We start from the raw sequence: 5,858 nt of genomic DNA on the forward strand, positions 1-5,858 counted from the left end.
CCGCCCGGTGCGCAAACGGCCGCCAGCCGCTCGCGCGCGAGGTCCAGGCGCCGCTCGTCCGTGTCCACCCCGCAGACCGTGGCGCCGCGCGTGGCCGCCATGAGGAGGGCGAGCCCGGAGCCGCAGCCCAGGCCCAGCAGCCGGGTCCCGGCGCCGATGTCCAGCCGTTCGTACACGGCCTCGTACAGCGGGACCAGCATCCGCTCCTGGATCTCCGCCCAGTCGCGGGTGCGAGCGTGGGCGTCCGTCGTCGGCGACGAGGAGGGGTGCGGGCGGTGCCGCTGTACGAGCGTAAATGTCATCGAAAGGGCCCCAATCAGCGAAGAGCAGTGCCGTCGTCAGATTCGGTGTCACATCCGCCGTTGTGCGGTGTGACGTCCCACCCCCAAATGCCAGGGAACTCCGCATCCGTCCCCGCGTCCAGGGGTTTCACGGCCGTGCTTGCGTGCCCCCTTTGTGCGCCCCCGCGCACCCGTGCGTACGTCTCGCTCCCCGAACCGCCCCCTGGCCTTCGTGCGGTCCGTGGCCGGTGTCGGGCGATGGCCGGCACTGATCGGCTCGCTTTTCCTTGATTCACGGTTCGGTACCCCGCCGCCGTACGATCGGCGCCATGGCCAAGACCCCCGTGCTCACCGCGCAGGCGGAGGACTTCCCCCGCTGGTACCAGGACGTGATCAACAAGGCCGAGCTGGCCGACAACGGCCCGGTGCGCGGCACCATGGTGATCCGACCGTACGGGTACGGGCTGTGGGAGCGGATGCAGCAGGACATGGACGCCCGCATCAAGGCGGTCGGCGTCCAGAACGCGTACTTCCCGCTCTTCATCCCGCAGTCGTATCTGGCCAAGGAAGCCGATCACGTCGAGGGGTTCGCGCCGGAGCTCGCGGTCGTCACCCATGGCGGCGGTAAGGAGCTCGAGGAGCCGGTCGTCGTCCGGCCCACCTCGGAGACGATCGTCAACGAGTACTTCTCCAAGTGGGTGCAGAGCTACCGCGATCTGCCGCTGCTGATCAACCAGTGGGCCAATGTGGTGCGTTGGGAGCTGCGGCCGCGGCTGTTCCTGCGGACGACCGAGTTCCTGTGGCAGGAGGGGCACACCGCGCACGCGTCGTACGAGGACGCCAGGGACTTCGCCGCCCGGATCCACCGCGAGGTCTACGCCCGGTTCATGGAGGACGTCCTGGCGATGGACATGGTGCTGGGCCGCAAGACCGCCCGGGAGCGGTTCGCCGGCGCCCTCAATACCCTCACCCTCGAAGGGATGATGGGCGACGGCAAGGCGCTACAGCTCGGCACCAGCCATGAGCTGGGCCAGAACTTCGCCCGGGCCTTCCACACCAGCTATCTGTCCAAGGACGGCGAGCAGGAACTGGTCTGGCAGACCTCCTGGGGCAGCACGACCCGGATGGTCGGCGCCCTGGTGATGATGCACGGCGACGACAACGGCCTGCGGATCCCGCCGAGGCTGGCCTCGACCCAGGTCGTGGTGCTGGCGATCAAGGGCGACGACGCGGTGCTCGCCAAGGTCCGCGAGATCGGCGAGCTGCTCACCGCGGCGGGGGTGCGGGTCCATGTCGACGACCGTACGGACACCCCCTTCGGCCGCCGCGCGGTCGACTGGGAACTCAAGGGCGTACCGGTCCGGGTCGAGGTCGGCCCGCGCGACCTGGAGAGCGGCACCGCCATGGTGGCCCGGCGGATCCCCGGCGGTAAGGAGCCGGTGCGCGCCGAGCTGCTGCCGGAGCTGCTGCCCAAGGTACTGGAGGAGGACCAGGCGCTGCTGCTGCGGCAGGCCCGTGAGCGCCGTAAGGCGCGCACCACGGAGGTGGCGACCATGGAGGAGGCCGCCGAGGCCGCGACCGCGGGCGGCTGGGCCCGGATCCGGTGGGCGGACCTGGGGCCGGAGGGCGAGGCGGCGCTCGCCGAGCGGTCGGTGTCCGTACGGTGTCTGGTCACCGAGGACGGGGCGGTGCCGGACGCCGACGACGCTCCCGGTAACGTCGCGATCGTCGCGAGGGCCTACTGAGGCGGTACGTACCGGCTTGATGCACGGTGCGTGGCTCATCCACACATTTACGCACCCGCCCCTCGTCGCCGTACATCACCGTGAACTGACTGGTACGTGCAAATTATTTGGGATGCCCCGGAATCGGAACACCGGACCGGTCCTGCTCGTTAGCACGACGTGAGCACGACACCACCTGTTCTCGCCGCAGAGCTGGCGCAGGCGTGGGCCGACATTCAACGGCACCACTCCGAGCTGCCGGATCTCGCCGCGCCCGAATCGCTGATCGGAGAGTCGTCGTCCGCATGTGGCGCCGAGCTCTCCTTCGAACGGCTGCTGCATGAGGCAGTCCATGGGATCGCCGCCGCCCGCGGTGTCCGTGACACCTCACGCGCCGGCCGCTACCACAACCGCCGGTTCCTGGCGATCGCCGAGGAGCTGGGGCTCGACCACCCCGAGGAGCCGCATCCCAGCAGCGGCTTCTCGCTGGTCACCCTCAGCCCCGAGGCGAGAAAGCGGTACCGGAGCACGATCGACCGCCTCCAGCGCGCGCTGAAGGCGCACACCGTGGCGACCACCGCCGAGACCTCCCGCACCTTCCGCGGGCCCGCCGCGCGCCATGGCTCCTCCGGTGGCGGGGTCCGGGTCAAGGCGGTGTGCGACTGCGGGCGCAATGTCCGGGTCGTCCCGTCGGTGCTGGCCCAGGCGCCGATCATGTGCGGTGGCTGCGGTAAGCCCTTCCGCATTCCGGAGGCGGTGGCCGCGGTCGGCTGACCTGTCCCGGTGTGGCAGAATGGTCTGCTGTACTCGACAGCCGACCAGGACCCCTCTCTCCTCCGGCTGACGCGTCCATCGGGCACTCGGGTACCGCAACCCCACGCGGCACGTCGCAGTGCTCAACCACGTCAAGACCAGGAGACACCACTTCCGTGGCAGTCAAGATCAAGCTGAAGCGTCTGGGCAAGATCCGTTCGCCTCACTACCGCATCGTCGTCGCCGACTCCCGCACCCGCCGTGACGGCCGGGCGATCGAGGAGATCGGTCTGTACCACCCGGTGCAGAACCCGTCGCGCATCGAGGTCGACTCGGAGCGTGTGCAGCACTGGCTGAAGGTCGGCGCCCAGCCGACCGAGCCCGTGCTGGCCATCCTGAAGGTCACCGGCGACTGGCAGCAGTTCAAGGGCCTGCCCGCCCCGGCCCCGATGAAGGTCGCCGAGCCGAAGGCCGACAAGCGCGCCCTGTTCGAGGCGGCCGCCAAGGACGCCGGTGACGAGCCGAAGGGTGAGGCGATCACCCAGAAGGCGAAGAAGTCCGAGAAGAAGTCGGACGAGGCGGCTGACTCCGCCGAGTCCACCGCGTCGACTGAGGCCTGAGGATGCTCGAGGAAGCCCTCGAGCACCTGGTGAAGGGCATCGTCGACAACCCCGACGACGTGCAGGTGGCCTCGCGCACCCTGCGGCGTGGGCGTGTGCTGGAGGTCCGGGTGCACCCCGATGACCTCGGCAAGGTGATCGGCCGCAACGGCCGCACCGCACGCGCCCTGCGCACCGTCGTGGGCGCCATCGGCGGCCGCGGGATCCGCGTCGACCTCGTCGACGTCGATCAGGTCCGCTGAGGCGATCAAGAAGAGCACCGGCACGGGCCGGGGAGGGCTTTGGGCCGTCCCCGGCCCGTGTGTGTGAAGGGACATCGCATCGTGCAGTTGGTTGTCGCGCGGATCGGCCGTGCCCATGGCATCAAGGGCGAGGTCACCGTCGAGGTGCGGACGGACGAGCCGGAGCTGCGGCTCGGCCCGGGCGCCGTGCTGACCACCGAGCCCGCCTCGGCCGGGCCGCTGACCATCGAGTCCGGCCGGGTGCACAGCGGCCGGCTGCTGCTGCGCTTCGAGGGCGTACGCGACCGCAGCGGCGCGGAGGAGCTGCGGAACATCCTGCTGATCGCGGAGGTGGACCCCGAGGAACTCCCCGAGGATCCCGAGGAGTTCTACGACCATCAGTTGATCGACATCGATGTGGTCACCGTGGACGGCACCGAGGTCGGGCGGATTTCCGAGATCTCCCATCTGCCGTACCAGGACCTGCTGATCGTGAAGCGCCCCGACGGGGGTGAGGTGATGATCCCGTTCGTCTCCGAGTTCGTGCCGGAGATCGATCTGGAGGCGCAGCGCGCCGTGATCGACCCGCCGCCGGGCCTGCTCGACGAGGCCGAGGCGGAGATCGCGGGCAGCCGTAAGGACGACAGCGCGAGCGGTCGCGGGAAGGGCGAGACCGGCGGCAGCCGTAAGGGCGACACCGCGGGCGGCCGTGAGGACGAGTCGTCATGAGGCTCGACGTCGTCACGATCTTCCCCGAGTACCTGGAGCCGCTGAACGTCTCGCTGGTCGGCAAGGCACGCGCCCGCGGCCAACTCGACGTACGGGTCCACGATCTGCGCGGCTGGACGCACGACCGGCACAACACGGTCGACGACACCCCGTACGGCGGCGGACCCGGCATGGTCATGAAGCCCGAGCCCTGGGGCGAGGCGCTTGACTCGATCATGGCGTCGGGCGAGGCGGAGGGACTGGCCAAGCCCACGCTGATCGTGCCGACCCCGAGCGGCCGTCCGTTCACCCAGGCGCTCGCCGTAGAGCTCGCCGAGCGCCCCTGGCTGGTCTTCACGCCCGCCCGCTACGAGGGCATCGACCGTCGGGTGATCGAGGAGTACGGCGAGCGGCTCGAGGTCCACGAGGTCTCGATCGGCGATTACGTGCTGGCCGGCGGCGAGGCCGCGGTGCTGGTGATCACCGAGGCGGTGGCCCGGCTGCTGCCGGGCGTGCTGGGCAACGCCGAGTCGCATCGCGACGACTCCTTCGCCCCCGGCGCGATGGCCGACCTCCTGGAGGGGCCCGTCTACACCAAGCCCCCCGAGTGGCGCGGCCGCTCCATCCCGGAGGTGCTGATCAGCGGCCACCACGGCAGGGTCGGCCGCTGGCGCCGGGACGAGGCGTTCCGCCGTACCAGCGAGAACCGCCCCGATCTGATCGAGCGCTGCGACCCGGCGACGCTCGACAAGCACGACCGCGCGCTCCTGGCCGAGCTGGGCTGGGAGGAGCTGCCCGGGACCGGCGGGGCCCGATTTGGGCGGCCGGCCCGGGCCGTGGAAGAATAGGCCGCTGCCGTACGTCCGGGTGTGCGCCCCTGCCACAGGGGGACCGACGCCCACCCGATGAGGGCGGCACTCCAAATCATCATCCGATATGCCGCTGATGACCTGTGGCATCAGCGAGGAAAGCAGACGATCATGTCTCACCTGCTCGACACCGTCGACTCCGCGTCGCTGCGCAGCGACATCCCGACCTTCCGCCCCGGCGACACGGTCAACGTCCACGTCCGCGTCATCGAGGGCAACCGCTCCCGTGTCCAGCAGTTCAAGGGCGTCGTCATCCGCCGCCAGGGCTCCGGCGTCCGCGAGACCTTCACCGTCCGCAAGGTGAGCTTCAGCGTCGGCGTGGAGCGCACCTTCCCGGTGCACACCCCGATCGTCGAGAAGATCGAGGTCGTCACCCGCGGTGATGTGCGCCGGGCGAAGCTGTACTACCTGCGCGACCTCCGCGGCAAGGCCGCGAAGATCAAGGAGAAGCGCGACAACTGAGATCGCGGCGATTTTGCGCGACTACTGAGCTACCGCCGGATCATCCGGCCGGGCCGGATAGGCTCTGGGCCGATGAACACCGAAGGACAGCTCGCGGGGCGCGACCGCTCTCCGGGCTCCGAGAAGGAGCGCGAGGGGCGGTCGCGCTCTTCGCATGCTCCGGCGCGGGCCGAGGAGCCCTCGCCCGCCGGGCGGCTGCCGCGATGGCCGGCCGGCGGCG

At 70.2% G+C, this 5,858-nt stretch carries 8 protein-coding genes; 7 read left to right on the forward strand and 1 reads right to left on the reverse strand.

Features of this window, described 5'->3' with window-relative positions; all coding sequences use genetic code 11:
- On the reverse strand, positions 1-302 hold a 302-nt coding region (locus KN815_RS45515), incomplete at its 3' end, for a methyltransferase domain-containing protein (protein ID WP_216347663.1).
- 308 nt (positions 303-610) lie between these two features.
- On the opposite strand from KN815_RS45515, the gene proS reads away from it, so the two are divergent.
- The 7 genes from proS to rplS all read left to right on the forward strand — a co-directional run bounded on the left by proS (position 611) and on the right by rplS (position 5,638).
- Complete coding sequence (gene proS, locus KN815_RS45520) at positions 611-2,026, forward strand: proline--tRNA ligase (RefSeq protein ID WP_216347664.1); 1,416 nt, start codon at positions 611-613, stop codon at positions 2,024-2,026.
- A gap of 159 nt (positions 2,027-2,185) precedes the next feature.
- The gene (locus KN815_RS45525) at positions 2,186-2,779 is read left to right on the forward strand and encodes a hypothetical protein (RefSeq protein ID WP_216347665.1); all 594 of its coding nucleotides are present in this window, start codon (positions 2,186-2,188) and stop codon (positions 2,777-2,779) included.
- A gap of 155 nt (positions 2,780-2,934) precedes the next feature.
- Positions 2,935-3,378, forward strand: a complete 444-nt coding sequence (gene rpsP / locus KN815_RS45530; RefSeq protein WP_216347666.1) for a 30S ribosomal protein S16 — start codon at positions 2,935-2,937, stop codon at positions 3,376-3,378.
- A 2-nt stretch (positions 3,379-3,380) separates the two neighbouring features.
- Positions 3,381-3,620, forward strand: coding sequence for an RNA-binding protein (locus KN815_RS45535; RefSeq protein WP_003980229.1), 240 nt, complete (start codon positions 3,381-3,383; stop codon positions 3,618-3,620).
- Positions 3,621-3,701: 81 nt separating this feature from the next.
- The gene (rimM, locus tag KN815_RS45540; protein WP_216347667.1) at positions 3,702-4,328 is read left to right on the forward strand and encodes a ribosome maturation factor RimM; all 627 of its coding nucleotides are present in this window, start codon (positions 3,702-3,704) and stop codon (positions 4,326-4,328) included.
- The gene (trmD, locus tag KN815_RS45545) at positions 4,325-5,155 is read left to right on the forward strand and encodes a tRNA (guanosine(37)-N1)-methyltransferase TrmD (protein WP_216347668.1); all 831 of its coding nucleotides are present in this window, start codon (positions 4,325-4,327) and stop codon (positions 5,153-5,155) included. Before rimM ends, trmD begins: the two co-directional genes overlap by 4 nt.
- 132 nt (positions 5,156-5,287) lie before the next feature.
- The gene (gene rplS, locus KN815_RS45550; protein WP_014055193.1) at positions 5,288-5,638 is read left to right on the forward strand and encodes a 50S ribosomal protein L19; all 351 of its coding nucleotides are present in this window, start codon (positions 5,288-5,290) and stop codon (positions 5,636-5,638) included.
- Positions 5,639-5,858 lie beyond the last annotated feature (220 nt).

Source organism: Streptomyces niphimycinicus, assembly GCF_018883605.1.
GTDB lineage: Bacteria > Actinomycetota > Actinomycetes > Streptomycetales > Streptomycetaceae > Streptomyces > Streptomyces niphimycinicus.